25 protein-coding genes and 1 riboswitch are annotated in these 26,184 nt (G+C 52.6%); of the genes, 10 read left to right on the forward strand and 15 right to left on the reverse strand.

Annotated features, from left to right (window positions below; translation table 11 throughout):
* Positions 1-53 precede the first annotated feature (53 nt).
* Genes OGY17_RS13720 through ttdA form a run of 3 tightly spaced genes read right to left on the reverse strand, consistent with a single transcriptional unit; the run spans position 54 to position 3,076 of the window.
* Complete coding sequence (locus OGY17_RS13720; protein ID WP_048225566.1) at positions 54-1,517, reverse strand: anion permease; 1,464 nt, start codon at positions 1,515-1,517, stop codon at positions 54-56.
* A 48-nt stretch (positions 1,518-1,565) separates the two neighbouring features.
* Positions 1,566-2,171: a L(+)-tartrate dehydratase subunit beta gene (ttdB, locus tag OGY17_RS13725; RefSeq protein ID WP_057067200.1), complete on the reverse strand. Its 606-nt coding sequence runs from the start codon at positions 2,169-2,171 to the stop codon at positions 1,566-1,568.
* Positions 2,168-3,076: a L(+)-tartrate dehydratase subunit alpha gene (ttdA, locus tag OGY17_RS13730; protein WP_003828445.1), complete on the reverse strand. Its 909-nt coding sequence runs from the start codon at positions 3,074-3,076 to the stop codon at positions 2,168-2,170. Before ttdA ends, ttdB begins: the two co-directional genes overlap by 4 nt.
* 213 nt (positions 3,077-3,289) lie before the next feature.
* On the opposite strand from ttdA, the gene ttdR reads away from it, so the two are divergent.
* The gene (ttdR, locus tag OGY17_RS13735) at positions 3,290-4,231 is read left to right on the forward strand and encodes an L-tartrate utilization transcriptional activator TtdR (RefSeq protein ID WP_048236787.1); all 942 of its coding nucleotides are present in this window, start codon (positions 3,290-3,292) and stop codon (positions 4,229-4,231) included.
* Between the two features lie 31 nt (positions 4,232-4,262).
* On the opposite strand, the gene plsY is transcribed toward ttdR, so the two are convergent.
* Complete coding sequence (gene plsY / locus OGY17_RS13740) at positions 4,263-4,880, reverse strand: glycerol-3-phosphate 1-O-acyltransferase PlsY (protein ID WP_003828443.1); 618 nt, start codon at positions 4,878-4,880, stop codon at positions 4,263-4,265.
* A gap of 106 nt (positions 4,881-4,986) precedes the next feature.
* On the opposite strand from plsY, the gene folB reads away from it, so the two are divergent.
* Both folB and bacA read left to right on the forward strand, forming a co-directional pair.
* A complete protein-coding gene (gene folB, locus OGY17_RS13745; protein ID WP_003024659.1) occupies positions 4,987-5,355 on the forward strand; it encodes a bifunctional dihydroneopterin aldolase/7,8-dihydroneopterin epimerase in 369 nt (122 codons plus the stop codon).
* Between the two features lie 86 nt (positions 5,356-5,441).
* The gene (bacA, locus tag OGY17_RS13750; protein ID WP_003828439.1) at positions 5,442-6,260 is read left to right on the forward strand and encodes an undecaprenyl-diphosphate phosphatase; all 819 of its coding nucleotides are present in this window, start codon (positions 5,442-5,444) and stop codon (positions 6,258-6,260) included.
* 109 nt (positions 6,261-6,369) lie between these two features.
* Here bacA and OGY17_RS13755 read toward each other — a convergent pair whose 3' ends face one another.
* Both OGY17_RS13755 and OGY17_RS13760 read right to left on the reverse strand, forming a co-directional pair.
* On the reverse strand, positions 6,370-7,605 hold the full coding sequence (locus OGY17_RS13755; RefSeq protein WP_286607585.1) for a multifunctional CCA addition/repair protein: 1,236 nt from the start codon (positions 7,603-7,605) through the stop codon (positions 6,370-6,372).
* A 62-nt stretch (positions 7,606-7,667) separates the two neighbouring features.
* Positions 7,668-8,288: a TIGR04211 family SH3 domain-containing protein gene (locus OGY17_RS13760; RefSeq protein WP_048236784.1), complete on the reverse strand. Its 621-nt coding sequence runs from the start codon at positions 8,286-8,288 to the stop codon at positions 7,668-7,670.
* 241 nt (positions 8,289-8,529) lie between these two features.
* Here OGY17_RS13760 and OGY17_RS13765 point away from each other — a divergent pair, with 241 nt between their 5' ends.
* The 3 genes from OGY17_RS13765 to hldE all read left to right on the forward strand — a co-directional run bounded on the left by OGY17_RS13765 (position 8,530) and on the right by hldE (position 14,297).
* On the forward strand, positions 8,530-9,837 hold the full coding sequence (locus tag OGY17_RS13765) for a CYTH domain-containing protein (protein ID WP_286607587.1): 1,308 nt from the start codon (positions 8,530-8,532) through the stop codon (positions 9,835-9,837).
* A gap of 126 nt (positions 9,838-9,963) precedes the next feature.
* On the forward strand, positions 9,964-12,804 hold the full coding sequence (gene glnE / locus OGY17_RS13770; protein ID WP_191215397.1) for a bifunctional [glutamate--ammonia ligase]-adenylyl-L-tyrosine phosphorylase/[glutamate--ammonia-ligase] adenylyltransferase: 2,841 nt from the start codon (positions 9,964-9,966) through the stop codon (positions 12,802-12,804).
* 59 nt (positions 12,805-12,863) lie between these two features.
* Positions 12,864-14,297 (forward strand): bifunctional D-glycero-beta-D-manno-heptose-7-phosphate kinase/D-glycero-beta-D-manno-heptose 1-phosphate adenylyltransferase HldE, encoded by a 1,434-nt coding sequence (gene hldE / locus OGY17_RS13775; RefSeq protein WP_003828429.1) that lies wholly within the window; start codon positions 12,864-12,866, stop codon positions 14,295-14,297.
* Between the two features lie 103 nt (positions 14,298-14,400).
* On the opposite strand, the gene OGY17_RS13780 is transcribed toward hldE, so the two are convergent.
* Both OGY17_RS13780 and OGY17_RS13785 read right to left on the reverse strand, forming a co-directional pair.
* A complete protein-coding gene (locus OGY17_RS13780) occupies positions 14,401-16,068 on the reverse strand; it encodes a flotillin family protein (RefSeq protein WP_103284705.1) in 1,668 nt (555 codons plus the stop codon).
* A 23-nt stretch (positions 16,069-16,091) separates the two neighbouring features.
* A complete protein-coding gene (locus OGY17_RS13785; protein WP_234103472.1) occupies positions 16,092-16,721 on the reverse strand; it encodes an OB-fold-containig protein in 630 nt (209 codons plus the stop codon).
* 261 nt (positions 16,722-16,982) lie between these two features.
* Here OGY17_RS13785 and glgS point away from each other — a divergent pair, with 261 nt between their 5' ends.
* Positions 16,983-17,189: a cell surface composition regulator GlgS gene (gene glgS, locus OGY17_RS13790; protein WP_008785836.1), complete on the forward strand. Its 207-nt coding sequence runs from the start codon at positions 16,983-16,985 to the stop codon at positions 17,187-17,189.
* A gap of 33 nt (positions 17,190-17,222) precedes the next feature.
* Here the strand turns inward: glgS and ubiK are convergent, their stop codons facing one another.
* Positions 17,223-17,519 (reverse strand): ubiquinone biosynthesis accessory factor UbiK, encoded by a 297-nt coding sequence (gene ubiK / locus OGY17_RS13795; protein WP_020996337.1) that lies wholly within the window; start codon positions 17,517-17,519, stop codon positions 17,223-17,225.
* A 132-nt stretch (positions 17,520-17,651) separates the two neighbouring features.
* Positions 17,652-17,801, forward strand: a riboswitch (FMN riboswitch).
* 106 nt (positions 17,802-17,907) lie between these two features.
* On the opposite strand from ubiK, the gene ribB reads away from it, so the two are divergent.
* Complete coding sequence (gene ribB / locus OGY17_RS13800; protein WP_003828424.1) at positions 17,908-18,561, forward strand: 3,4-dihydroxy-2-butanone-4-phosphate synthase; 654 nt, start codon at positions 17,908-17,910, stop codon at positions 18,559-18,561.
* A gap of 84 nt (positions 18,562-18,645) precedes the next feature.
* Here the strand turns inward: ribB and dsbI are convergent, their stop codons facing one another.
* The 3 genes from dsbI to assT are packed head-to-tail and all read right to left on the reverse strand — an operon-like array spanning position 18,646 to position 21,826.
* The gene (dsbI, locus tag OGY17_RS13805; RefSeq protein WP_286607592.1) at positions 18,646-19,323 is read right to left on the reverse strand and encodes a protein-disulfide oxidoreductase DsbI; all 678 of its coding nucleotides are present in this window, start codon (positions 19,321-19,323) and stop codon (positions 18,646-18,648) included.
* A gap of 14 nt (positions 19,324-19,337) precedes the next feature.
* A complete protein-coding gene (locus tag OGY17_RS13810; protein WP_234103474.1) occupies positions 19,338-20,006 on the reverse strand; it encodes a thiol:disulfide interchange protein DsbA/DsbL in 669 nt (222 codons plus the stop codon).
* A 23-nt stretch (positions 20,007-20,029) separates the two neighbouring features.
* On the reverse strand, positions 20,030-21,826 hold the full coding sequence (gene assT / locus OGY17_RS13815) for an arylsulfate sulfotransferase AssT (protein ID WP_008785832.1): 1,797 nt from the start codon (positions 21,824-21,826) through the stop codon (positions 20,030-20,032).
* A 396-nt stretch (positions 21,827-22,222) separates the two neighbouring features.
* Between assT and OGY17_RS13820 the strand changes: the two genes are divergently transcribed.
* On the forward strand, positions 22,223-22,399 hold the full coding sequence (locus OGY17_RS13820; RefSeq protein WP_003828416.1) for a hypothetical protein: 177 nt from the start codon (positions 22,223-22,225) through the stop codon (positions 22,397-22,399).
* A 65-nt stretch (positions 22,400-22,464) separates the two neighbouring features.
* Here the strand turns inward: OGY17_RS13820 and zupT are convergent, their stop codons facing one another.
* Complete coding sequence (zupT, locus tag OGY17_RS13825) at positions 22,465-23,238, reverse strand: zinc transporter ZupT (RefSeq protein ID WP_003024600.1); 774 nt, start codon at positions 23,236-23,238, stop codon at positions 22,465-22,467.
* A 147-nt stretch (positions 23,239-23,385) separates the two neighbouring features.
* Here zupT and ygiD point away from each other — a divergent pair, with 147 nt between their 5' ends.
* Positions 23,386-24,174 carry a 4,5-DOPA-extradiol-dioxygenase gene (gene ygiD / locus OGY17_RS13830; protein ID WP_286607595.1) on the forward strand — a complete coding sequence of 263 codons (789 nt, stop codon included), beginning with the start codon at positions 23,386-23,388 and terminating at the stop codon, positions 24,172-24,174.
* Positions 24,175-24,259: 85 nt separating this feature from the next.
* On the opposite strand, the gene OGY17_RS13835 is transcribed toward ygiD, so the two are convergent.
* Together OGY17_RS13835 and OGY17_RS13840 are read right to left on the reverse strand one after the other, a co-directional pair.
* The gene (locus OGY17_RS13835) at positions 24,260-25,420 is read right to left on the reverse strand and encodes a glutathionylspermidine synthase family protein (RefSeq protein ID WP_286607597.1); all 1,161 of its coding nucleotides are present in this window, start codon (positions 25,418-25,420) and stop codon (positions 24,260-24,262) included.
* 5 nt (positions 25,421-25,425) lie between these two features.
* The gene (locus OGY17_RS13840; protein WP_003024591.1) at positions 25,426-26,103 is read right to left on the reverse strand and encodes a DUF1190 family protein; all 678 of its coding nucleotides are present in this window, start codon (positions 26,101-26,103) and stop codon (positions 25,426-25,428) included.
* Between the last annotated feature and the right edge of the window lie 81 nt (positions 26,104-26,184).

Here is a 26,184-nt window from a genome sequence, read left to right on the forward strand (position 1 = left end):
CATATGAGAAGCTTATGGATAAAGGGGCGACAATACGCCGCCCCACCAGGGTTTTACAGTAAAACGAGGGGCATCCAGACCAGACCGGTAATCACCAGTAGCACGAGGAAAATCAGGCCAAAAATAGCACCGAGTCGCCAGTAATCCACCGTTGGTAAATAGCCGCTGCCGTAGTAGATAGGGCTAGGGCCGGTGGCGTACGGGGTCAGAATGCTGCCCAGACCAATGGCGGCGCCGACCATCAGGCAGAAGACCGGTAGCGGGATTTCCGGCATTGCCAGCGCGGCGGCAATCATCATCGGTGCGAGGGCGGAGGTATACGCCGTGGCGCTGGCAAAGAAGTAGCGCAGCAGATAGAACACCACGATAAGCGCCACCATCACCATCATCGGCGAATAACCGCTCAGCCCATTTGCCAGCAGCTTGCCGAACCAGGTAATAAAACCGGTGTTATTGAGCCCGGTGGCCAGCGTGATCAGCGAGGCCAGCCAGAAAAAGACGTTCCATGCGGCTTTATTGCTGACGATGTCATCCCAGCTAATGATGCGCAGCACCAGCATCAACGCCACCACGCTGTATCCGACCATCGCAGCGTCAATATAATCGCCGCCGAAGATCCACAGCACCAGCGCGCCGACCATCAGCACCAGCATCTTTTTCTCGCGAGCGCAGAGCGGTCCCATCGCTTTTAGTTCGGTATCCGCCCAGCGTGGAACCTGATCACCGGATTTCAGCACCGGTGGATACAACACGTACGCCAGCCACGGCACGATCAGCACCAGTAAAATGCTCAGCGGCAGCATGCCTAAGAACCAGTCACCCCAGCTCAGCGCGGTGTGGGACGCGCCTTTCATCAGACCGATCAACAGCAGGTTCGGCGCCATCGCCGTTAAGAAAATAGCGCTGGTGACGCAGTCGGCGACAATGCCCATCCACATGATGTATGAGCCAATGGAGCGTGAACTGGCGCTATTGGGCTGTGAGTTATACAGCGGCGGCAGGTTGCGGATAATCGGGTAGATTATTCCGGCCCCACGCGCGGAGTTGGAAGGTGTGACGGGAGCGAGGATAAGTTCGGAGAACATCACCGCATAGCCGAGAAACAGCGTCCTATGCCCCATCTTTTTCACCAGCATCAGCGCGATTCGCCGACCGAGTCCGGTTTTCTCATAGCCAGTACCAAACATAAAGGCCGCGAAGATCAGCCAGATGACCGAGTTTGAAAAGCCAGATACCGCCCACGACAGCGATTTGGCGGTAAATTTAAAACCGTCCTGCGCGAGTTGCTCCGGGCTGAACAGCAGCCACGGTGAAAGGACGGCGATGATCGAAATGCCAATCATCGCCACTACCGCGCCCGGTACAGGTTCCAGAATAAGCCCGACAATCACACCGGTAAAGACGGCAAAATAGAGCCAAGTGTGGCTCTCAAGACCGGTGGGGACGGGTAGAACAGCAATAATGGCGATGACCACCAGCGGAGCCAGGTATCGCCACCAACCAGCTAAAGGTGCCATTGTTGTATCCCTACGAAAGGGGAGAGGCGTAGCGCCTCTCCGGGAGGGTTATTTGATGTAATGCACGTGCTCGCAGATTTCATCGACGATAGGGTCGCGACGTTCAGCGAACAGCTTTTTGTTTTCAGCGATCAGGTTATTGCCGTGGGTATCGATGGAAACGATCAGCGGGCCGAACTCTTTTACCCGACACACCCACAGGGACTCCGGCATGCCGAGTTCCGTCCAGTGCACCTCTTCGATCTCCTCAACCTGGGTTGCCGCCACGACCGCGCAGCCTGCCGGGAAGATGACGTGCAGCGCTTTAAACTGCTTGCAGCCTTCTTCCGTCAGCGGTCCCATGCCGCCCTTGCCGACCACCAGTTTGACGCCAGTCTGTTCGATAAAGTCTTTCTCAAACGCTTCCATACGCATGCTGGTGGTTGGGCCGACGGAAACCATTTCCCATTTATCACCGTTCTTACGTACGATCGGGCCCGCGTGGAAAATGGCTTTGCCGTTCAGGTCATAAGGAATCGGGCGCTTCAGTTCGATCAGGCGGCGGTGGCAAACGTCACGGCAGGTCACCAGCGTACCGGTCAGGTAAATGACATCGCCAACGCGAATGTCTGCCAGATCTTCGGCTTTGATCGGGGTTGTGAGGATCTTTTTCATAACGCGCTCCGGGTGTGAGACAGGTTTTCGAAGGAGAGGTCAGCATGAACCAATAGCGTGCCGCGACGGTGGGCCCAGCAGCCGGTAGAGACGGCAACGCCGATAGTCGACGGGTGGCGCGCGGCGGATTCGATATGCACGCCCATCACCGAGCTATTACCGGTCAATCCTTGTGGACCAATGCCCAGACGGTTAAGTCCTTCTTCCAGACGCAGTTCCAGTTCGGCCGCTTTCGGATTCGGATGACGTGAGCCGATAGGGCGCAGCACCGCTTTACGAGAAAGAACGGCGGCGGTTTCTACGGAGGTGGCAATACCTACGCCCACCAGCACCGGCGGACAAGCGTTGACTGCCAGCGTGGAGATATTTTCAAAAACAAATTTCACCACGCCTTCGTAGCCCTCAGAAGGCATTAACACTTTCGAGCGTCCCGGCAGCGTACAGCCGCCGCCTGCCATGTAGACTTCGATTTCCGCGTCATCGTTATCGGGGATGATGTCCCAGGTGACCCACGGCACACCGGTACCTGTATTTTTGCCGGTATTCACTTCGTCAAAAATCTCGACCGCGTTATGGCGCAGAGGCGCTTTTACCGTGGCGTCTTCAACGGCCTGCTTCAGAATGCTTTGCAGTTCGCCGAGGAGCGGAAAACGGGAACCGACCTTCACGAAGAACATAATCTCGCCGGTGTCCTGACAGGCTGGGCGGTTCAGGTCGATAGCCTTCTGCATGTTGTCAAACATGGTGTGGTAGATGATTTTACCCATCGGCGAGGTTTCGCCTTCACGCAGCTGTTTTAATTTATCCACGACGTCATCGGGCATGCGGGTAGAAATCATGGCGGTAAAATCAGCGACAATGTTAGTCAGCGTATTTATCGCATTTTGGTTATTTTGATTGCTCATCTTGTTAACTCCAGTTCTTTTATTTATCTGGAAATAAATTCTCCGCCACAAACTACCACTAAAAATGTGGATTAATATTATTTGCCACTGTGAATATCTAATTAACAGTTCGTGAATGATGTCCGGATAAGGCAATAAAAATTGCGCAAAGGCAGGGTTTAAGACGCATGAGAGAATTACACTGCGGTGAACAACATTACGGATAGACCGATCATGCTGAACACGTATCCCCTGGCGAAAGACCTGCAGGTGTTGGTTGAAATTGTGCATAGTGGTAGCTTCAGCGCCGCCGCCGCGACGCTGGGGCAAACGCCGGCGTTTGTGACGAAACGCATTCAGATCCTAGAGTCCGCGCTGGGGACGACGCTGCTAAGCCGCTCTGCGCGTGGTGTAGCGCTCACGGAGAGTGGTCAACGTTGCTATGAACATGCGCAGGCGATCCTCGCGGGCTATCAGCATCTGGTCGATGACGTCACGCAACTCAAAACGCGCCCGGCAGGGATGATTCGTATCGGCTGTAGTTTTGGCTTTGGGCGCAGTTATATTGCACCGGCAATTACCGAATTGATGCATAGCTACCCTGAATTACAGGTGCATTTTGAGCTTTACGATCGGCAAATTGATTTGGCACAGGATAATATCGATTTGGATATTCGTATTAATGACGAGATACCGGATTATTATATTGCGCATTTGTTAACGAAAAACAAAAGAATATTGTGTGCGGCCCCACCGTACTTACAAAAATACGGTGAGCCGATGACGTTACAGGAATTAAGTCGTCATGATTGTCTGGTCACTAAAGAACGCGATATGACTCACGGGGTGTGGGAACTGGACAATGGTCAGGAGAAAAAGTCGGTCAAGGTGGCGGGACATCTTTCCTCTAACAGCGGTGAGATTGTGTTGCAGTGGGCGCTACAGGGAAAAGGGATCATGCTGCGTTCTGAATGGGATGTGCAGCCGTTTCTGGCCAGCGGTGAACTGGTGCGTGTGCTGCCGGACTATGCGCAGAGCGCTAATATCTGGGCGGTTTATCAGGAGCCGCTGTATCGCAGCGTGAAGCTGCGCGTGTGCGTGGAATTTCTGGCGACGTGGTGTCAGAACCGATTAGGCAAACCGGTGGAGGGGTATCACATCCCCCACGCCGGATAAGACGCCGTTGCGTCGCTATCCGACAATAAATTCACTCGGGGTCTCGTTCGCGTTTTTTCTTCAACTTGGTCCAGATCTTCGGCTCCTGACGACGCCACAGGCGCTGAATGTTGTCATGGTGACGAAGCAGAATTAAGCACGACAGCATGGACACGGGGAAAGTGAACTGGGGATTGAACCACCAGACGTAAAAAGGGGCGATCAACGCGCTGACGATAGCGCCTAACGACGAGTAGCCGCTCAACAGGACGGTCAGCAGCCAGGTCCCGGCCATCACGCCGGTTAAGTCCCAACCAATCGGCGCAATCGCGCCAAAAGCGGTGGCAACGCCTTTCCCACCTTTAAAGCCGAAGAATACCGGCCAAATGTGGCCCAGACAGGCGGCGATTGCGATCAATCCCAGCCAGAAGGGGCTGACGCCTAGCGCATAGGCACCCCAGACGGGTAACATACCTTTCAGGACGTCGAAAATCAGTACCGCGACGGCGGCTCCCTTGCCACCGATGCGCAGCACGTTTGTCGCGCCCGGATTCCCAGAGCCGCTGTCGCGCGGGTCCGGCAATCCAGCAAGGCGGCATACCAGAATAGCACTGGAAATTGAGCCACAGAGGTACGCGAAGATAATCATTCCAGGCGCGATTGCACTCATAAGCTGTTCCGTTTTGAAAATGTCGTGTAAAACGCTACTTCTGTGGATAATACGCATATTTCGCCGGAAGTGGTATCCGGGTTAGCCAAAAAGCAGGCAGGTCGTGATGGATATTGTATTTATAGAGCAACTTTCTGTAATCACCACTATTGGTGTTTACGACTGGGAACAAACGATCGAACAACGGTTGGTGTTCGATATCGAAATGGCATGGGATAACCGCAAATCGGCTAAAAGCGATGATGTGGCTGATTGCCTGAGCTATGCTGATATTGCTCAAACGGTTGTTAATCATGTGGAAGGTGGGCGCTTTGCGCTGGTAGAACGGGTTGCGGAAGAGGTGGCGGATCTGCTGCTTAGCCGCTTTAATTCTCCCTGGGTACGGATCAAACTCAGTAAACCTGGCGCGGTAGCCCGTGCGGCGAACGTCGGGGTTATCATTGAGCGTGGCAATAATCTGAAAGAAAATAATTAATTTAATAATTTCTAAAACAAACGGGTATAAAAGGGTCCTTTCGTCGGCTCTTTTTTGCCGTGGTTTCTCTATCTAGGGGTTTATTAATGAGTGATATGCACTCGCTGCTGGTGGCGGCAATTTTGGGTGTGGTCGAAGGATTGACGGAATTTTTACCCGTTTCCAGTACTGGCCATATGATTATTGTTGGCCACCTGTTGGGTTTTGAGGGTGACACTGCAAAAACATTTGAAGTGGTGATTCAGCTGGGCTCTATTCTGGCGGTGGTGGTGATGTTCTGGCGACGTCTGTTTGGCTTGATCGGCATTCACTTCGGCAAGGCTCCGCATGAAGGCACTGGCAAAGGTCGGTTGACGCTGGGACATATCCTGTTGGGGATGATTCCAGCCGTGGTACTGGGGCTAATCTTCCACGACACCATCAAATCGCTGTTTAACCCGATCAACGTGATGTATGCGCTGGTGGTGGGTGGTGTACTGCTGATTGCCGCAGAATGCCTGAAGCCGAAAGAACCGCGTGCGCCGGGTCTGGATGATATGACCTATCGCCAGGCGTTTATGATTGGCTGTTTCCAGTGTCTGGCGCTGTGGCCGGGGTTTTCTCGCTCCGGGGCGACGATTTCTGGCGGCATGCTGATGGGCGTGAGTCGTTACGCGGCCTCTGAATTCTCCTTCCTGCTGGCTGTGCCGATGATGATGGGCGCGACGGCGCTGGATCTCTACAAGAGCTGGTCTTTCCTCAGCGCATCAGATATCCCGATGTTTGCAGTCGGATTTGTGACGGCGTTTATCGTGGCGCTGGTGGCGATTAAAACCTTCCTGCAACTGATTAAACGCATCTCGTTCATTCCGTTTGCGATTTACCGCTTTATTGTGGCGGCTGCCGTTTACGTCGTGTTCTTCTGATGTCTTACCGTGGTGCCGGATGGCGGCTTTCCGCCTTATCCGGCCTACGGGTTATATCCGTTTCGAACCTGTAGGCCGGATAAGCACAGCGCATTCGGCAACGCAGTGTCTACGCTTTCGGGCAACGCTGCTCCTTCCAACTGGCTACCGCCGCGATGCGACGCCGGGTCAGTTCTTCACGAATTGCCTGACCTTTGAATCCAGCTTCAACCACGTCTTTCGTTGGCACCGCCTGCGCAACCTGCCAGGCTTCGCGCAACAGTCTGCCTTGCGGATAATCTGCCGCTTCAAAACCGGTTCGCCCACGCACATCGGCCTCGCTGGTGAGGGCGATTTGCTCCACGCGCTGCGGTTTGCGCCAGGCATCGATGGAATCAAACAGCTTAACGATGGTTTTCGGCTGCAGGATCGGGAAGGTATGAATGAGGTCGTGGAACTCGGAAACCAGTTTGGCTAAATCACGGATGTCATTCGGCACGCGCAGGCGCTGGCACAGTTGTTCGACAAGCTTAACACCTGCCGGACCGTGGCCATGATGGCGCGGCCACAGCGCTTTAGGCGTCAATGCCTTGCCAAGATCGTGGCACAGCGTAGCAAAACGCACGTCGACTTCCGGACTTAACATGGCTGCCATCGACAGCGTCATCAGCGTGTGAATGCCGGTGTCGATTTCCGGATGCCACTGTGCGGGGGCTGGAACGCCAAACAAAGCATCCACTTCCGGAAACAGGACGCGCAGTGCGTCGCAGTCGCGCAGGACCTGGAAAAATACCTGTGGGTTACGGGTGGTTAATGCGCCTTCGGTTTCTTTCCACACCCGCTCTGGTGTCAGATGCTCCAGTTCACCAGCGGCGGTCATGTCACGCATTAGCGTCATGGTTTCGTCAGCAATCCGAAAACCGAGGTGCGCATAGCGGGCAGCAAAGCGTGCCACGCGCAGCACGCGCAGCGGATCTTCGCTAAAGGCAGATGAAACATGGCGCAGCAGACGGTTTTCCAGATCGTCGCGTCCGTTATACGGGTCGATAATCTCCCCGTCGTCATCGCGGGCGATTGCGTTGATGGTCAGGTCACGACGCTGAAGATCGGCCTCCAGCGTGACATCTGCGGCGGCATAGCAGGTGAACCCGGTATACCCCGAGCCTGACTTACGTTCGGTACGCGCCAGCGCATACTCTTCGCGGGTTTGCGGATGCAGAAACACGGGAAAACCGCGGCCTACCTGCTGGTAGCCCGCGTCGAGCATCTCTTGCGGCGTGGCGCCAACAACAACCCAATCTTTATCTTTAATCGGTAGCCCTAATAACGCATCCCGAACAGCACCACCGACCAGATAAATCTTCACGCCACTTTCCTTTTGAAAACTATGATCCCTTAATCATATGTCAGTGTGGCGGAGAAGGCGATTCAGTTCATCCAGCGATCTTTGCGTTTACGGCTTGGGATCATGTGTGGCAGAACCAGGCCGAGCAGCAGACCAAGACCCAACACGCCGCCACCGTACATAAACCACTGCATGATGATGGTGCGCTGTTTGTCATCAAGCTGAAGGTTGGCTGCGCTGACCTTCTTTTGCGCCACGATAAGCTCGTTTTTCAGCTTCTGGTTTTCTTGTTTCAGCCCGTCGATCACGCTGTCGCTTTGCGCTACCTTTTGCTGCATATCAGCGGTGCGCTGATTCCACGTGGTATCGATATTATTGAGCTTATCGGTCAAGGTCTTAACCTGGTTTTCCAGGTCGGGAACGCGGGTACGCAGGCTCGGCGTACTGTTCAGCTCTTTCAGTGGGATCCAGGCGGTACGTCCGGTGCTGTCTTTCACCTGGCCGTAGTTAGTGTTGGCATCGGTCTGTAATAGCGTGACTTCCTCGCCGGCGTTAACCGTACCCACGAGGCGATAATTATCTCCCGGACCGCTGCGGACCCAGGTGTTCAGTTCGTCAGAGACATAGCGCTTTTCTTCGGCATGAGAGACTGCAGTGGCGCTAAGTGCGAATAAAGTTAATCCAATCAGGCGTAATTTTGGCATCAGGCTGTCGTTATTGTCATAGAAAGTGGAACGATAGTAGTGGCATCAGTGTCTCTACGCAAAGCATTCGACATCAATCGGAATCATCTGTGTCCTTTTTGCCACCACTCGAAACTTTTACGCCCGTCAAATTGCTCGTTGCATGGCAATTTGGCGCAAAATACTATCTACTGACCATAAAGAACGAACTTAGTTCGCAGTCAGTTTTCTCAACTGTGACATAACCCATAAGTACAAGACCATGGCCCAGGAAATAGAATTAAAATTTATCGTCAATAGTGACGCTGTAGATGCGCTACGTGAACATCTGAATACGCTGGGGGGAGAGCATCATGCGCCCAGCCAGTTGCTGAATATCTACTACGAAACACCGGATGCGTGGTTGCGTGGTCACGATATGGGGCTGCGTATTCGCGGTGAAAATGGTCATTACGAAATGACCATGAAAATTGCCGGACGCGTGACGGGCGGACTGCACCAACGGCCGGAATATAACGTTGCGCTAAACGCGCCTGAGCTGGACCTCACCTTGTTCCCAACGGAAGTCTGGCCTGATGGCGAGCTGCCTGCTGAACTTGCTTCTCAAGTGCAGCCGTTGTTCAGCACCGATTTTTACCGTGAGAAATGGTTGGTTGATGTTGATGGCAGCCGGATTGAAATGGCCCTCGATCTGGGGGAGGTGAAAGCGGGCGAGTTTGCAGAACCTATCTGTGAGCTTGAACTTGAACTTGAACTGCTAAGCGGCGATACCCGTGCGGTACTGAAGCTGGCAAACCAGCTGGTTTCGCAAACCGGTTTACGCCAGGGTAGCTTGAGCAAAGCAGCGCGCGGTTATCACCTTGCTCAGGGGAATGCGCCGCGCGAACTCAAACCGACACGCATTTTGAAAGTTCCGGCGAAAGCGAGTATTGAGCAGGGGCTGGAAGCGGCGCTGGAGCTGGCATTATCACAGTGGCAGTACCATGAAGAGCTGTGGGTGCGCGGCGTTAAAGGGGCGAAAGCCGAGGTGCTGGCGGCTATGGGCCTGGTGCGTCACATTCTGATGCTGTTTGGCGGTAATGTACCGCGAAAAGCGAGCGCTCACTTACGTGATTTGTTGACCCAGTCGGAAGCGATCATTTTGTCGGACGTTTCTGCTGTATCGGCGGTTTACAGCACGCAAACGGCAATGGCCAAGCTGGCGCTGACCGAATGGCTGGTGACCAAAGGATGGCAGCCGTTCCTTGATGCGAAGGCGCAGGGAAAAATTGCCGACTCCTTTAAGCGTTTCTCTGATACCCATCTTTCACGCCATGCCGCTGAGCTGAAGACCGCTTTTGCGCAGCCGCTGGGCGATCAGTACGCCGATCAGCTTCCTCGTTTGACGCGCAACATTGATAGCATGCTGATGCTGGCGGGATACTACGACGAAAATGTCGCATCAGAATGGATCGCCAACTGGCAGGGTTTGCGTCACGCCATTGCGGCCAATCAATATATTGAAATTGAACACTTCCGCAATGAGGCGATTGCGCTGGAACCTTTCTGGCTGCACAGCGGAAAACGATAATCAGGGCCGAGGCCGGGATGCCTGATGGCGCTGCGCTTATCAGGCCTACGCGATGTGTGTAACTGTCATGTAGGCCGGATAAGGCTAAACGCCGCCATCCGGCACCATTCAAAGGATAACCCGTAAATGAAGCAGCTCTCTTCACCGTTACAGCAGTACTGGCCGACCGTTGTTGAGCGGCTGCCAGCAGCAATATCTGAGTCCTCGCTTAGCGTTCAGGCGAAGTCAGTACTTACATTCAGTGATTTTGTCCGTGACAGCATTATTGCCCATCCTGAATGGCTGGCTGAGCTGGAAAGCACCCCCCCCCTGGCGGATGAATGGCAACACTATGCCGACTGGTTACAGCAAACATTGGCTGACGTCAGCGATGAAAACACGCTGATGCGTGAGCTACGCCTGTTTCGCCGACGTATCATGGTGCGTATCGCTTGGGCACAGACGCTGTCGCTGGTGACCGAAGAGAGTATTTTGCAGCAGCTAAGCCATCTGGCTGAAACGTTGATCGTCGCCGCGCGCGACTGGTTATACGCTGCCTGCTGTCGCGAATGGGGTACGCCCTGTAATCCTGAAGGTGTGGCGCAGCCGCTGCTGATTTTAGGCATGGGGAAACTGGGCGGCGGCGAGCTGAATTTTTCCTCCGATATCGACCTGATTTTTGCCTGGCCTGAGCACGGCAGTACGCAGGGCGGGCGCCGCGAGCTGGATAACGCCCAGTTCTTTACCCGTTTGGGCCAGCGGCTCATCAAGGTATTAGATCAGCCCACAATGGATGGGTTTGTCTATCGGGTGGATATGCGTTTACGCCCGTTTGGCGACAGCGGTCCGTTGGTACTGAGCTTCTCTGCGCTTGAGGATTATTACCAGGAGCAAGGGCGCGACTGGGAACGCTATGCGATGGTCAAAGCCCGCATTATGGGCGATGCCGACGGCACTTATGTCAGCGAGCTTCGTGCCATGCTGCGGCCTTTTGTTTTCCGTCGCTATATTGATTTCAGCGTGATCCAGTCGCTGCGTAACATGAAAGGGATGATTGCCCGAGAAGTGCGCCGCCGTGGCCTGAAAGACAACATCAAGCTGGGGGCGGGCGGTATTCGTGAAATCGAATTTATCGTACAGGTATTCCAGCTGATTCGCGGCGGGCGTGAACCGTCGCTGCAATCCCGCTCGCTGTTACCGACGCTGAGTGCCATCAATGCGCTGCACCTGCTGTCTGATACCGATACGGAACAACTGCGAGCAGCCTATCTCTATTTACGCCGCCTGGAAAACCTACTGCAAAGCATCAATGATGAACAGACCCAAACGCTGCCAGGCGATGAACTGAATCGCGCGCGGCTGGCGTGGGGGATGAACGTTGATGACTGGCAGCAATTAACTGATGTGCTGGCCAATCATATGGACAACGTGCGCCGGGTATTTAACGAGCTGATTGGCGATGACGAGGCCGAAACTCAGGAAGAGTCGCTTTCAGAACAGTGGCGCGAACTGTGGCAGGATGCATTACAGGAAGATGACACCACGCCGGTGCTGACGCATCTGGCTGATGACGATCGCCGACGCGTGCTGTCTCTGATTGCTGATTTCCGTAAAGAGCTGGATAAACGCACCATTGGCCCACGCGGACGCCAGGTGCTGGATCATTTAATGCCGCATCTGCTGAGCGATGTCTGTACGCGTGACGACGCCTCAGTCCCGCTATCGCGCATTACCCCTCTGCTGGTGGGGATTGTTACCCGTACGACCTATCTGGAACTGCTAAGCGAATTCCCCGGGGCGCTGAAGCATCTGATTTCGCTCTGTGCGGCCTCGCCGATGGTCGCCAGCCAGCTGGCGCGGTATCCGCTGTTGCTCGATGAACTGCTGGATCCGAACACCCTGTATCAACCCACCGCGACGGATGCTTACCGTGATGAGCTGCGCCAGTATTTGCTGCGCGTGCCGGAAGATGACGAAGAGCAGCAACTGGAGGCTCTGCGCCAGTTTAAGCAAACGCAGCTACTGCGTATTGCCGCGGCCGATATCGCCGGTACACTGCCGGTGATGAAGGTGAGCGATCATTTAACCTGGCTGGCGGAAGCTATTATTGATGCGGTAGTCCAGCAGGCGTGGACGCAGATGGTCGCACGCTACGGTCAACCCACTCATCTTGGCGAACGCGAGGGGCGTGGTTTTGCCGTCGTCGGCTATGGCAAACTGGGCGGTTGGGAGCTGGGGTACAGCTCGGATCTCGATTTGATCTTCCTGCATGACTGTCCGATGGACGTGATGACGGACGGTGAGCGTGAGATTGACGGGCGACAGTTCTATCTGCGTCTGGCGCAGCGCATTATGCACCTCTTCAGTACCCGTACTTCGTCCGGTATTTTGTACGAAGTGGATGCGCGTTTGCGTCCGTCAGGGGCGGCGGGAATGCTGGTGACATCAGCTGATGCTTTCGCCGATTATCAGCGTAACGAAGCCTGGACATGGGAGCATCAGGCGCTGGTGCGTGCTCGCGTAGTGTACGGCGACCCGCAGTTAACCTCTCAGTTTGATGCGATTCGTCGCGATATCATGACCCTTGTCCGCGATGGGAAAACCTTGCAGACCGAGGTGCGCGAAATGCGTGAGAAAATGCGTGCCCATTTGGGCAATAAGCATCGCGATCGTTTTGATATCAAAGCGGATGAAGGCGGCATCACAGATATTGAGTTTATTACGCAGTATCTGGTGCTGCGCTATGCGCATGAAAAACCGAAGCTGACGCGCTGGTCGGATAACGTGCGCATTCTGGAATTACTGGCGCAAAACGACATTATGGACGAACAGGAAGCGCTGGCGCTTACCCGTGCTTATACGACGTTGCGTGATGAACTTCACCATCTTGCATTGCAGGAACTTCCGGGCCATGTGGCGCCGGAGCACTTCGACGCTGAACGTACACTGGTGCGTGACAGCTGGCAGAAGTGGCTGGGTGCCGAGTGAAGTGTGCTATTATCGCGCGCAAATTTTAAGACACTCAGAGAATCTCTCAGGAGACAGGAATGAAAGTAACTCTGCCAGAGTTTGAACGTGCAGGAGTCATGGTTGTCGGTGATGTGATGCTGGATCGCTACTGGTACGGTCCTACCAGCCGTATTTCACCTGAAGCGCCTGTTCCGGTGGTAAAAGTGGATACCATCGAAGAACGTCCCGGTGGCGCAGCAAACGTGGCGATGAACATTGCCTCTCTGGGAGCGAATTCGCGCCTGGTGGGCCTGACCGGCATTGACGACGCGGCGCGTGCGCTGAGCAAAACGCTGACGGATGTAAACGTAAAATGTGATTTCGTATCCGTGCCGACCCATCCGACGATCACCAAACTGCGCGTGCTTTCCCGCAATCAGCAGCTGATTCGCCTGGATTTCGAAGAAGGTTTTGAAGGTGTGGATCCGCAGCCGCTGCACGAGCGTATTAACCAGGCGCTGGGTTCTATCGGTGCTCTGGTGCTCTCCGACTACGCCAAAGGCGCGTTGGCAAGCGTGCAGCAGATGATTGCTCTGGCGCGTAAGGCTGGGGTGCCGGTGCTTATCGATCCGAAAGGAACCGATTTTGAACGCTACCGTGGCGCAACGCTGCTGACGCCGAACCTGTCTGAGTTTGAAGCGGTGGCGGGCAAGTGCAAAAGCGAAGATGAACTGGTTGAACGCGGCATGAAAGTGATTGCTGATTTCGACCTTTCCGCACTGCTGATCACGCGATCCGAGCAGGGGATGACGTTGCTGCAACCGGGCAAATCGCCGCTGCATATGCCGACGCAGGCGCAGGAAGTGTATGACGTGACCGGTGCAGGCGATACGGTTATCGGCGTGCTGGCGGCGACGCTGGCGGCGGGTAACTCACTGGAAGAGGCGTGCTATTTTGCTAACGCCGCAGCCGGTGTTGTCGTTGGTAAGCTGGGGACCTCCACTGTTTCTCCGATTGAACTGGAAAACGCCGTGCGCGGGCGGGCTGATACTGGTTTTGGCGTGATGAGCGAATCTGAGCTGAAACAGGCCGTTGCCAGCGCCCGCAAGCGCGGCGAGAAAGTGGTAATGACCAACGGTGTGTTCGACATCCTGCATGCGGGCCATGTTTCCTATCTGGCGAATGCGCGCAAGCTGGGCGATCGCCTGATCGTGGCGGTCAACAGCGATGCTTCGACCAAACGTCTGAAAGGTGAAACGCGTCCGGTCAACCCGCTGGAACAGCGTATGATCGTACTGGGCGCGCTGGAATCCGTCGACTGGGTGGTCTCTTTTGAAGAAGATACGCCGCAGCGTCTGATTGCTGGCATTCTGCCGGATCTGCTGGTCAAAGGCGGCGACTATAAGCCGGAGCAGATTGCGGGTAGTGAAGAGGTGTGGGCGAACGGCGGTGAAGTGCTGGTGCTGAACTTCGAAGATGGCTGCTCCACGACAAATATCATCAAGAAGATCCAGAAAGATAGCGATAAATAACACCTGAAAAGTTTGCCGGATGGCGGTGTAAACACCTTATCCGGCCGACGAGATTGTAGGCCGGATAAAACGCGTAAGCGTTGCCATCCGGCATTTCTGTTTCTTATTGTTCAGTCGTTTTCTCAACAGGCTGTGGACTGTTTTTCAGCGGCTCGGCCAGTGCCGACAGCGAACCGCCGGACAAGCCAATTTCATTTAACAGCGAGTCGATCAGCGGCGCTTGTGTACGATAGGAAAGGGCTGCGGATAATGCCTGCTCTGCGAGATTCCCACCGTTTACGTTACCTGCGGTTACTTCACCGACTGCGCCGCCGCGATTGAGACCATCAACCTGAATAATCTTGATCCCATCGATAGACTTCATTGGCTCGACGGATTTCTCAATAACCGCTGGCAGGGACTGCAGCAGCGCCAGCTTAAATTTCAGGCTGGTCTGTTCATCGGAAAGCACGTTGATGGCATCGTTAAGTGCGCGTTGTGCTTCTGCTTCTGCCAGACCTTTTTTCCGCGTTGCCTCGGCTAGTTCAACAATCGCTGCCGCCTGCAATTCTGCCGCTTCTTTCTCCGCTTTCGCGCGCACGGTCAGCTCAACGGCCTGGGTTTCCGCATCCTGAGCTGCGGCAATCAACGCCACCTGTTTGGCACGATCCGCTTCTGCGGTCTGGCGGGTGGTTTCTACGTTCTGCTGGGCACGAACCGCATCGGCCAGCGCATCGTTAGCGCGTGCTTCAGCCTGAGACTGCTGTTCGGACTTGGCGGCAATGGCGATGGACTTGGTCTGGTTGGCGATCTCTGTTGCCTGCTGCTGTTCGATCTCTTTGATGCGAACTTCACGCTCGGCCTCGACTTTTCTTGAACGAACCGCCTGCTCGCGATCGATTTCTGTTTCCTGAATTTGACGTTCGGCAAGGATACGCGTCTGTTCAGCTTCACGATGGCGCTCGGCTTCAAAGGCGGCAATTTTGGCGTTTTGCTCGGCCGTGCGGGTTTTCACCTGCTGCTCCTGCTCGAGCGTCATGAAGGCTTCCTGCTGCTCGATCTCCAGCTTACGCGACAGCGCATCACGATTTTTCTCACGGACGGCAACTTCTACGTCCTGCTCGACTTCGTTACGTTCGCGACGACGACGTTCCGTTTCCTGGGTCAGCTTGGTCAGACCCTCGGCATCAAAGGCGTTGTTAGGGTTGAAATGGACTTTTTCGGTCTGGTTGAAGTTGGTGAGTGAAACGCTCTCCAGCTCCAGACCGTTTTTGGACAGGTCTTCCGCGACGGTGTTTTGTACGCCCTGAACGAAGTTTTCACGCGTATCCTGCAGTTCGTGCATGGTCATCTGCGACGCAGTGGCACGCAGGGCATCGACAAACTTATCTTCTATTAGCACACGCAAATCCTCTGGTGACAGCGTCCGCTGTCCCAGCGTCTGTGCGGCGGTAGCAATCCCTTCAACAGACGGTTTTACACGCACAAAAAAGGCGACGACGACATCTACGCGCATACGGTCTTTGGTGATAAGACTGTCGACAGTAGAACGGCTCACCTCAAGTTTGAGGGTGTTCATGTTGATAGGAATGATTTCGTGGAAGATAGGCATGACAATTGCGCCGCCGCTCATCACCACTTTTTGCCCACCAAGGCCGGTACGCACAAATGCCTGTTCAGCAGATGCACGACGATACAGGCGGGCAAAAATAATCCCGATAATGACTAAGACGACCACCGCGACAATGGCGGTAAACATCCATGAAGGTAACATGCCAAAAACATCATCCATCTATAAGGTCCCTCTGTGTAAAATTATAAAACAGTCGGCCAGGGGTTTAGCTCGGCCAGGTAACGCGTTGCAGAGAGTCGGCAAATAATCAGCACCTTGTCTCCTTTTTTGAATTCTTTGCCCGCTTCAGGCTCCAGCAGCACATAGTGGGTCTGCCCAAACTTGTCGGTAAATTTGCCTTCGCATGGGGTTCCGGCACTCGCAGAATGGCCGGTAATAATTGCCATGCTGCCGATAAACTCATCCTCGGCGAGGGCGGTGGTTTCATCTCGTGGTAGCCATGGAGCAATAATTTTCCCGCTGTAATGCACGGCGAAGAACGCAAAAATAAAGCTCACCGGCGCGAGCAGCAGATTGCTGAGCGGTGCTTGCCACAACGTGACCCAGCCATGCTGAAGGAGGATACCGAAGAGTCCAAAGAAGCCAGCGAGTAAGCACAGCACGATCAGCGCTGGAATCCGTCCGATATTGAGATAGTGCAATGCCTGTCCGATATTGCCGGAGGTCAGGGCATCGTAATGTTCGAGATGCGCATCAAGCGCGCCAGAAAGGTAATGACCGAAAATAAGAGAGATGATTTCTAATAGGCCAATCAGTAGTACAAATGAAATAGCAAACAGGTAGGGGCTGTTGTAATCCGTGAATAATACCAAGTTGTTTCCTCCTGTTACTGCGTTCCCTGTCAGTATCAAAAGTAATGGTTTTACCCCTTACTTTTACATGTCGTTACAATAACATGTGTCACCGTGACCTTAAATCCGAAAAGGGGGGTCATCCCCCTCTTAGATTTCGTAGGAAACTGTGAAGCAGGCGGTTTTTTTGCGCACAATATGTACAGAATAACTTCGTATCCAGGGAAATACTGAAATTAGAAAAAGCATATGGCCTTAGCAGATATTCAATAACTGGAGGGTATGCTCATGAACAGCAATATGTATTCACTGAACAATTTCGATTTCCTGGCCCGTAGTTTTGCCAGGATGCAGGCTGAGGGCCATCCCATTGATATCCAGGCGATAACCGGGAATATGGATGAAGAACATCGTAGCTGGTTTTGCAAACGCTATGCGCTGTACTGCCAGCAAGCGACGGAAGCCAGGAAGCTAGAACTGGAACACTAACAGAAAAACGGGCCTTGCGGCCCGTTGTCGTTTTTACTCTTGCGGATCAACTGACGGGATCGCGGGGGCAGGCTTAACGTCTGCCGTTTTATCACGTGATTCAAGCTCAGTCAGACGTTGCTCAAGCAGCGCCAGCTTTTCACGCGTGCGCAATAAAACCTGAGTCTGTACATCGAATTCTTCGCGGCTTACCAGATCCAGACGGGTCAGCTGTGACTGCAGCGTTTGACGAATTTTCTTCTCGACGTCTTCGCCAAACTCGCGGATCCCTTTCGGCATCGACTCGTGAACCTGACGAGCAATCTGCTCAATTTTTTTCGGGTCAATCATTGTGGTTTCCCTGAACTGGTACGTGTTGCTGCCTATTGTAGTGCGAACTGGCACAGGCATAAACCAGAATTGTGTGAAGCTAAGACGAGTAAAGGCGTTGATGAAGGTAATCAATAGCGTTATAGTTAACCCGCTTATTCTCAGGGCGGGGCGAAATTCCCCACCGGCGGTAAATCAACTGATGTTGAAAGCCCGCGAGCGCTTTTTGTTACGGCAAAAAGGTCAGCAGATCCGGTGTAATTCCGGGGCCGACGGTTAGAGTCCGGATGGGAGAGAGTAACGATCCAGTCGGGCATGGACCCGCTCACGTTATTTTTTTGCCGCTTAGACGGTACTCCTAAGACTGCCCTGATTCTGGTAACCATAATTTTAGTGAGGTTTTTTTACCATGAATCAGACGCTACTTTCCTCTTTTGGTACGCCTTTCGAACGTGTTGAACATGCGCTGTCTGCGCTGCGTGAAGGACGCGGTGTAATGGTGCTTGACGACGAAGACCGTGAAAACGAAGGCGATATGATTTTCCCGGCAGAAACCATGACCGTAGAACAGATGGCGCTGACTATCCGTCACGGTAGCGGTATTGTTTGCCTGTGCATCACTGAAGACCGACGCAAACAGCTCGATCTGCCAATGATGGTGGAAAATAACACCAGCGCTTACGGTACCGGTTTTACCGTGACCATTGAAGCCGCAGAAGGCGTAACCACCGGCGTTTCCGCAGCAGACCGTGTTACAACGGTGCGTGCGGCAATTAAGGATGGCGCAAAACCTTCCGATCTTAACCGTCCGGGGCACGTTTTCCCGCTGCGTGCTCAGGCAGGCGGCGTGTTGACCCGCGGTGGTCATACTGAAGCAACCATCGACCTGATGACGCTGGCAGGGTTTAAACCAGCCGGTGTGCTGTGCGAACTGACCAATGATGACGGCACCATGGCCCGTGCGCCAGAGTGCATCGAATTTGCCGGTAAGCATAATATGGCTGTAGTGACTATCGAAGACCTGGTGGCCTACCGTCAGGCGCATGAGCGCAAAGCCAGCTAATTGCTGACTACCGCGACAACCGTGGTAGGGATAAAAAAACCGAAGTCAGTTTTCTGGCTTCGGTTTTTTGTTATTGCAGCCTGGCTATTTAGTTCTGGCCAGTTTAAGTGCCCAGACTCCGCTCATTACCAGCAACAGCACTAAACACAAACCAAAAGCGAGCAGGCAGGCCTGCGCCATATTCATAAAATGCCATGGCGGGAGCAGATACCAGCCTTCGGACTGCTGGTACAGATCGACAAACCACTTTTGCACACTGCTAAGCGCTACGCCATCAGGAACGACAGGTGCGTCATAGCCGCAATCTCCAGTGGGCTTAAACCATTCTGGAGCCCAGTTTGCCAGCGGCAAATTGAAAGGGAATGTCGGATCGGTGGAACATCCCTGTACGCCAAAGAGCGAATCCGGGTCCGGGTTATGTACCGCATAATGAATGCCATTAAGTTTGATGGAGAACTTAATACCTATAATGCTGCCATAAAATGCCGCAATACAGCCGACCAGTTTTAGAATAAGGTTTTTAGGGTTTATTGCCGCGATCAGCCCACCCAAAACCATCACAAACATGGCAAAGCGGATGTATACACATTGCTCGCAGGGGGCCATGTAGAGATAGATTTGGAAGAACGAGTGCGCCAGAATAATTAACCCACCCATGGCACAAGCCATTAGCAACCACAAAAAGCGTCGCTCCTGCCATCTCACCAGGGTATCAACCGGTGCGGTACATAAGTCTCGCCACAATCCTTTAATAAAAGCCATAGCCGGTTCCCTGTTTATTTTGTCGCTAGCTCTCTGACAAGCTCAGCCATGGAATCAATCGATTTGATACTTTTGGTGTAGATCAGGTACTTACCATTGACGACGTAAGCCGGAACGCCCTGAATTTTGGCAACATCATAAGCCGCTTTCCATTTTTCCAAGGTCTCCTGGACCACGGGTTCTTTTAAGGCGTTCTCGAAGTCTGCTTGACTCATACCCGCAGCATCCAGCCCTGTTTTGATGAATGAAGCGGGATCTTTACCGTCAGACCAGCGTTCCTTCTTGTCGTGGTAGGCAGTGTAGTAAGCAAACTTGGCTTTTTTAAACTGTGATTTGGCGTCAAACAATGAGACCCCTGCGGCCTGATCCTTCGCAATCATTACTGCAAATACTTCACTGGCCTGTTTGCCATATTTTCCTTTGGTTTCGAGATGAAACGGTGTGAAGGCGACGAGATCGGCAACTTTTTCTGACACCGGGCCGGTCACGGCTTTATCATATTTGTAGCAGAATGGGCAGTCGTAGCTGAATACTTTTATCAACGTCTTATCAGCATTGGGAATCGGTTTCTCCAGTACCATATAGTCAGTACCTTCAGTAAAAGCCGATGCTGCAAATGGTGATACCAGCGCCGCCGTTAATACCACGCTTTTAAATAATGAAGTAATCCATTTAGATGACATAATTAATCCTTAATCTAACGAAATTATTTAAACATTTGTTGTGGGCGAACCAGTAATGCGCGGTAGTGCGTTTGGTTTGGTTTATCGGAAAGGACATCAATTTCGACTTTGACTTCTTTTGTTTTGTAGTCAATTTCGTTGATTTTGCCGATGGTTGGCTGTCCAACGTCAAATAAATTAATAGAACCACCAAATCCAAACATCGTGTCGCGGTCTTTTTGATATTCAATTACCGACGTGATAGGACTGTAGAAATCATAACCGCGCTCTTTCCCGTATTCCCAAACTTGCTGAACGGTTCCTTTTTTCTCGTCAATTTTATATTCGACGAACCGGGAGTATTTCATTGTTGGTAGAGCCGGTTGTTCGAGTCCACGGCCATCGCCATTGTCAAAGATGGTTAGCGTTCCTTTGCTGGAGAGCCAGGCGGTGTGTTGGGTGTAGGTAAAATCGAAATCAGTATTCTCGCACTTACCGTTTTCATCACACTTCAGCGCGTTGCCCTTATCATCAACCGGTTTTAACAGTTTGCTTGCCAGCGCCTTATTCCAGCCTTTAGACGGTGCCAGGATCCATTTCACCTGTTTATCGCGACCGATTTTGACGACACCCTGATGGCGGGAAGAAAGAATGATGGAGTCATCTTTAGCGTCATAGGCAATGGAGTTGACGTGAGCCCAGTTACGGCCCGCACCAACGCCGAGGGCGTCACCATAGGGGGTATCTGGCTCCAGTTTCGCCTGTTGGCCTGCGTGAGCGAGATCCACGTTGACGCATACCGCGCCTGCGTCCAGCGCACCCAGCAGCGCGTCACGCATCGGGTCGAGAATTTGTGTCAGATCCCATACGTCAACAACACGTCCAGATTTATCGACTTCAATAATCTGGTCGCGGATGGTATGTACGTGAAGGCCATCTTCTTTGCGATAATCGCGTTTACCCACGCGAAGCAGTACGGTGCCGTTCACTGTTTCGACCGACTCATGCGACGCGTCGAGGAATCCCCGAGGCAGCTTATGGTCGGCCAGAATTTGCCCCAGCATATCGAATTCATACCAGTGCTGGCCCTGGACGGCGGTGAAAGTGCCTCGCGGTGTTTCACGAATACCCATCAGGTAGCCGCGCTTGTTGATATCCATGTCATGGCCGTCATAGAAGGTGTCCTGATCCAGCCACCACCGATATTCACCTTCCGTATCGACGACAAAGGTAAAGGGTGCGATATCAAAGGGGAGTGCGCCGCCAGCTGGACCCGCATCCAGGATGCCGGCATTTTTATCTTTTTCGCCATGCCAGTGGAATTCTGCACCCTGCGGGGTAAAGGTGTGGGTATTCACCAGATAAAGACGATCTTCAAAACCCGGTGCTACTTTAATCACTTTTGTTTGCTGCAAATCAGATATTGAGCGGTTATCCATGTAGTGATTTACGATGGCGGAAGTTTGCACCACATAATCATCTTTCATGGCCTTACCGTTTTCTTTATATTCAACGGTTACCTTATTTGCGAACTTTTGATAAAGGCCAAAAATAGGAATGCCATCGTACGTGGCGAGTGACTCTTTGCCGACGGTATAAGTCACCGGAACGCCTTTTTCACCTTTACCATGGACGGTAACTTTAACATCTGAAATAACGTGGCTATCTAATTCAACCAGCGCAGTAAGCGGGGCATTTCCATAAGGGTCAACTACTATTGCGCCCAATTTTCCTGCAGGTTGGGCCGGTTGAAAACCAGCGGCAAGAGAGTTTCCTGCTGCTAATCCAAATGTCAGTGCCAGAGTCCCTGCCAGAAGTGTTTTTCGGTATTGTGTAAACATGGATATATCTCCTTATATTACCTATAAATATAATATTGCTGAATATATTATGTTTTTACGGTTTTGATAAAATAAAATGGTATTGCTAATACTACTTTTGTAATGCATTAATTAATATTGGCGAAATGTATTATTCTGCAGGAGCTAATTTTTATTATTTTTTGGATAGTATGAGTGAGATATTTTAAGAACAATATTTATTATTGCGTAGTGTGATCTTGTCGACATTGTTTTAATTGTTTATAACGAGTTTGGCTAATAGCATAGCCGCTGATTTATATGATCGAAATCATATATTTGTTTCTGAAGTATGCCACTATATGAGTATGTCAGAATAAGGTTGTGTAAAATTTTAACGTTAAATGTTTAATGATGTTAAATTTTAAGGGTAGAAGAATGTTTATTGCCTGGTATTGGATTGTATTAATTGCACTCGTTGCGGTGGGTTATTATTGCCATATGAAACGTTATTGTCGGGCATTCCGCCAGGACAGAGATGCCTTACTTGAAGCGCGAAACAAACTCTTTCGTCGCTCTGGTGAAGATAACAGCGCGATTAAGGAACAGGATTAGTCCTTCATATTCTGCTATGGATGAGCGGATGCTGTAAATTTGCAGGGTGGCATCCGCCCTCTGGATTATCCGATTCCCATCGACTGGAGGATGACGAGGCTTAACCCCATCACCGACATTCCACATAACACCCCATAGCTGGGATTATTATTGGGATCGATCTCTTTTGCCAACGGCATCAATTCATCGACGGACAGCGCCACCATAATACCTGCGACAGCCGCCATTATTGCCGCCATCACCACCGGTGATATCAGGCTACCGAGAATTAACCACGCCAGTACGCCGCCCAGTATTTCTGCCATACCTGAAATCCCTGCCCAGAATATCGCCGTACGTTTGGAGCCTGTGGCGGCATAGACGGGACCCGCCACTGCTAATCCTTCAGGAATATTGTGCAATGCAACGGCGAGGGCAATACCAAAGCCCAGCTCAAGGTTGCTACTGGCGGTAACAAACGTCGCAATCCCTTCAGGAAAGTTGTGCAGGCTGATGCCGAGCGTTAATAAAATCGCGGTGCGTTTAATAGAGCCGGGTAGAGGCTGCGTTGTTTTTTGTACCAGATCCTGAGGGTGCGCGTGCGGCAATAGACGATCCAGGCCAAAGTAGCCCAGTAAGCCAACGATGAACATTCCGTAGCCTAATACCGGCGACATACCTTCAGCGGCCAGCGCAGCAGGTAGCATCTCCATAAGGGAGATCAGTAACATAATCCCGGCGGCGAAGCCTAAAGAAAAGGCGAGAACGCGGTTAGACGGTTTTTGCCCTAACACGCCGAGAAATGCGCCGATAAACGTGGCGGCACCTGCCAGTAAAGTCAGAAGTAAAGGTACTGACATCGACAAATAAAACTCCTTATCAATCTGCTATCCGGGTTGGATCGTCAAAATAACTGATGATCTTCATCATGGTTATCTGAGTTCTTCATCAACCGAATAAGCGTATTGTGGTGGTATCAAAATGACTCCCTCAGTAAGGATATCATCATGTCTTCAATTCGTATGCCAGCATTGTTTTTGGGTCACGGTAGCCCGATGAATGTTCTGGAAGATAACGTTTATACCCGTGCCTGGCAGCAACTGGGGGAAACGTTGCCGCGTCCGAAAGCCATTGTGGTGGTCTCGGCGCACTGGTTCACCCGTGGAACGGGTGTGACTGCGATGGAAGCCCCCAAAACGATCCACGATTTTGGCGGTTTTCCGCAAGCATTATATGACACCCATTACCCAGCTCCTGGCTCGCCTGAACTGGCGCAGCATCTGGTTGACTTACTTGCTCCAGTGCCTGTGACCCTGGACAAAGAAGCCTGGGGTTTTGACCACGGTTCCTGGGGCGTGCTGATCAAGATGTATCCGAATGCGGACATTCCGATGGTGCAGTTGAGTATCGACAGCACCAAACCCGCGTCATGGCATTTTGAGATGGGCCGTAAGCTGGCGGCGCTGCGTGATGAAGGCAATATGCTGGTGGCCAGTGGTAACGTGGTGCATAACCTGCGCACTGCGCGTTGGCACGGTGAGAACACGCCTTATCCGTGGGCGACTTCATTCAATGACTATGTTAAGGCAAACCTGACATGGCAGGGACCGGTTGAGCAGCACCCATTGGTGAACTATCTCGATCATGAAGGTGGATCGTTGTCGAACCCGACGCCGGATCACTATCTGCCGCTGCTGTATGTACTTGGGGCTTGGGATGGTAAAGAGTCTGTCACTATCCCGGTAGATGGTATTGAGATGGGAAGTTTAAGTATGTTGTCGGTGCAGGTTGGATGATGAATGCCCGATGGCACTGCGCTTATCGGGCATTAAGTTCGCGCCGTAGGCCGGGTAAGGCGAAGCCACCACCCGGCACTCTCAATTATTCGACAAAAATATGCGGATAGAAACGTGACAGATCCTGCGTGATCAACGCGCGGTCTTCACGAATGCCGATCCCAGCTGGTTGATCGTTGATTAGCCAGCTGCCAATCAGCATATAGCTGTCGCCAAACTTTGGTAACGGATGGAACTGCTGCACGATCATGCCTTCTTCACCGTACGGTCCTTCCACGGATTCGATCGTTTTACCGTTCTCAACGATGGAGACATTAGCCCCCTCGCGCGAGAAGATCGGTTTGACGACGAATTTATCCATCTGCGGATGGCCGTCTTCGGCGAAGTACGCTGGCAGCAGGTTCGGATGGTCCGGGAACATTTCCCATAACAGCGGCAACAGTGCTTTGTTGGAGATAATGCTCTTCCAGGCCGGTTCCAGCCAGCGAACGCCAGCGTCTTCCAGCTTGGTGGAGAACATTTCACGCAGCATGAATTCCCACGGATAGAGCTTGAACAGGTTAGCGATTACCTGATCCTGCATGTCGGTGAACTGACCTTTTTCACCAAGACCAATATCTTCTACATAGAGGAATTCTGTAGCGATCTCAGCTTCGGCAGCGCAATCCTGCAGATACTGGATCGTACCGCGATCTTCTACCGTATCACGACAGCAGGTCAGATGAAGCAGTTGAAAACCATACTGCTCACGTAGCTCGGTGAAACGCTCGATCAGTTTTTCCTGCAGACTGTTGAACTGATCGCTGCCTTCCGGCAGGTTGCCCGCATTGAGCTGATCTTCCAGCCAGATCCACTGGAAAAACGCGGCTTCGTACAGCGAGGTTGGCGTATCGGCGTTGTTTTCTAAAAGCTTGGGTTCACCCGTGCCGTCCCACGCCAGATCGAGACGTGAATAGAGCGACGGTTGCTGTGTCTGCCAGGACTGGCGGACAAAGCCCCAGGTATGCTTCGGAATGCGAAACTTGGTCATCAACTCATCGCTGGCGATGACCTTTTCCACCACCTTGAGGCACATTTGATGCAGCTCTGAGGTGACCTCTTCCAGCTTTTCAACCTGAGCAAGAGTGAGCTTATAGTACGCGTCTTCACACCAGTAAGGCTCGCCGTACATAGTGTGAAAATTGAAACCGTATTCGGTGGCTTTGTCGCGCCAGTCCGGGCGCTCAACAATACTGACTCTTTCCATGACGATCAGCCACCCATTGAACGTGTGGTGGTGCCGCTTGCGCTACGCTGCATGGTGCTCTGTTTGGCCACAGACTCACCAAATCCGCCGCGGGTTACGGTAGAGGTGGTAGCTGGTTTCGGTGCCATAGCGGTTTTCGGTACGGTCATGGTGCGACCCGGCGTTGCTGCACCGTAGTTTTTACCGCTGGCATCCGTGTATTTGCCGTAAGCCGGGCTGGCTGGATTTTTCGAGCTGAACAGCGGTTGCTGAGCGCCCATTCCGCCGCCCATCAGTCGACCCATCATGTAGCCCGCCATCAGCGGCATCCAGAAGCTGCCGCTGCTTTGATTCTGTGCCTGAGCCTGGCCTTCACCGGTCGGCGCCATACCCGCTTGCGCAGGAGCCTGCTGGCACTGGCCTTCGCCGAATTCAGCGATACAGTCTTCACGAGTGGCGTATTTTGGCGCGGTACGTTCAGCTTCTTTCAGCGCATTGTTAAACGCGGTAGTACATTCGGCGCTTTTACCCGGATTCGCCGCAGAGCAGTCGTCAGCGTTCTGATAAAGCGAAACCGTTTCGTCGCTCTTTTCACAGCCCGCGAGCATAAACACAGCGGTAACTGCCAGGGCGACAGGAGTCAGATGGCGCGCGCTCCAGCTTTTGCGGAACGAGGCGTGATGTATAGATTTTGTCCGTTTCATTTATGTCTTCCAGTACCCAGTGGTAACTCTGCTCAGAATAGAGGATGACTGGTCGAAATTGAAGCGGTAAGAGGCGAGAAT

This window comes from Citrobacter sp. Cpo126, from assembly GCF_030332445.1.
GTDB lineage: Bacteria > Pseudomonadota > Gammaproteobacteria > Enterobacterales > Enterobacteriaceae > Citrobacter > Citrobacter portucalensis.

Coding starts and splice junctions, on each gene's coding strand:
- OGY17_RS13720 (WP_048225566.1), bottom strand. CDS start 1,517: ATGGCACCTTTAGCTGGTTGGTGGCGATACCTGGCTCCGCTGGTGGTC.
- ttdB (WP_057067200.1), bottom strand. CDS start 2,171: ATGAAAAAGATCCTCACAACCCCGATCAAAGCCGAAGATCTGGCAGAC.
- ttdA (WP_003828445.1), bottom strand. CDS start 3,076: ATGAGCAATCAAAATAACCAAAATGCGATAAATACGCTGACTAACATT.
- ttdR (WP_048236787.1), top strand. CDS start 3,290: ATGCTGAACACGTATCCCCTGGCGAAAGACCTGCAGGTGTTGGTTGAA.
- plsY (WP_003828443.1), bottom strand. CDS start 4,880: ATGAGTGCAATCGCGCCTGGAATGATTATCTTCGCGTACCTCTGTGGC.
- folB (WP_003024659.1), top strand. CDS start 4,987: ATGGATATTGTATTTATAGAGCAACTTTCTGTAATCACCACTATTGGT.
- bacA (WP_003828439.1), top strand. CDS start 5,442: ATGAGTGATATGCACTCGCTGCTGGTGGCGGCAATTTTGGGTGTGGTC.
- OGY17_RS13760 (WP_048236784.1), bottom strand. CDS start 8,288: ATGCCAAAATTACGCCTGATTGGATTAACTTTATTCGCACTTAGCGCC.
- OGY17_RS13765 (WP_286607587.1), top strand. CDS start 8,530: ATGGCCCAGGAAATAGAATTAAAATTTATCGTCAATAGTGACGCTGTA.
- glnE (WP_191215397.1), top strand. CDS start 9,964: ATGAAGCAGCTCTCTTCACCGTTACAGCAGTACTGGCCGACCGTTGTT.
- hldE (WP_003828429.1), top strand. CDS start 12,864: ATGAAAGTAACTCTGCCAGAGTTTGAACGTGCAGGAGTCATGGTTGTC.
- OGY17_RS13780 (WP_103284705.1), bottom strand. CDS start 16,068: ATGGATGATGTTTTTGGCATGTTACCTTCATGGATGTTTACCGCCATT.
- glgS (WP_008785836.1), top strand. CDS start 16,983: ATGCTCATGAACAGCAATATGTATTCACTGAACAATTTCGATTTCCTG.
- ubiK (WP_020996337.1), bottom strand. CDS start 17,519: ATGATTGACCCGAAAAAAATTGAGCAGATTGCTCGTCAGGTTCACGAG.
- ribB (WP_003828424.1), top strand. CDS start 17,908: ATGAATCAGACGCTACTTTCCTCTTTTGGTACGCCTTTCGAACGTGTT.
- dsbI (WP_286607592.1), bottom strand. CDS start 19,323: ATGGCTTTTATTAAAGGATTGTGGCGAGACTTATGTACCGCACCGGTT.
- OGY17_RS13810 (WP_234103474.1), bottom strand. CDS start 20,006: ATGTCATCTAAATGGATTACTTCATTATTTAAAAGCGTGGTATTAACG.
- assT (WP_008785832.1), bottom strand. CDS start 21,826: ATGTTTACACAATACCGAAAAACACTTCTGGCAGGGACTCTGGCACTG.
- OGY17_RS13820 (WP_003828416.1), top strand. CDS start 22,223: ATGTTTATTGCCTGGTATTGGATTGTATTAATTGCACTCGTTGCGGTG.
- zupT (WP_003024600.1), bottom strand. CDS start 23,238: ATGTCAGTACCTTTACTTCTGACTTTACTGGCAGGTGCCGCCACGTTT.
- ygiD (WP_286607595.1), top strand. CDS start 23,386: ATGTCTTCAATTCGTATGCCAGCATTGTTTTTGGGTCACGGTAGCCCG.
- OGY17_RS13835 (WP_286607597.1), bottom strand. CDS start 25,420: ATGGAAAGAGTCAGTATTGTTGAGCGCCCGGACTGGCGCGACAAAGCC.
- OGY17_RS13840 (WP_003024591.1), bottom strand. CDS start 26,103: ATGAAACGGACAAAATCTATACATCACGCCTCGTTCCGCAAAAGCTGG.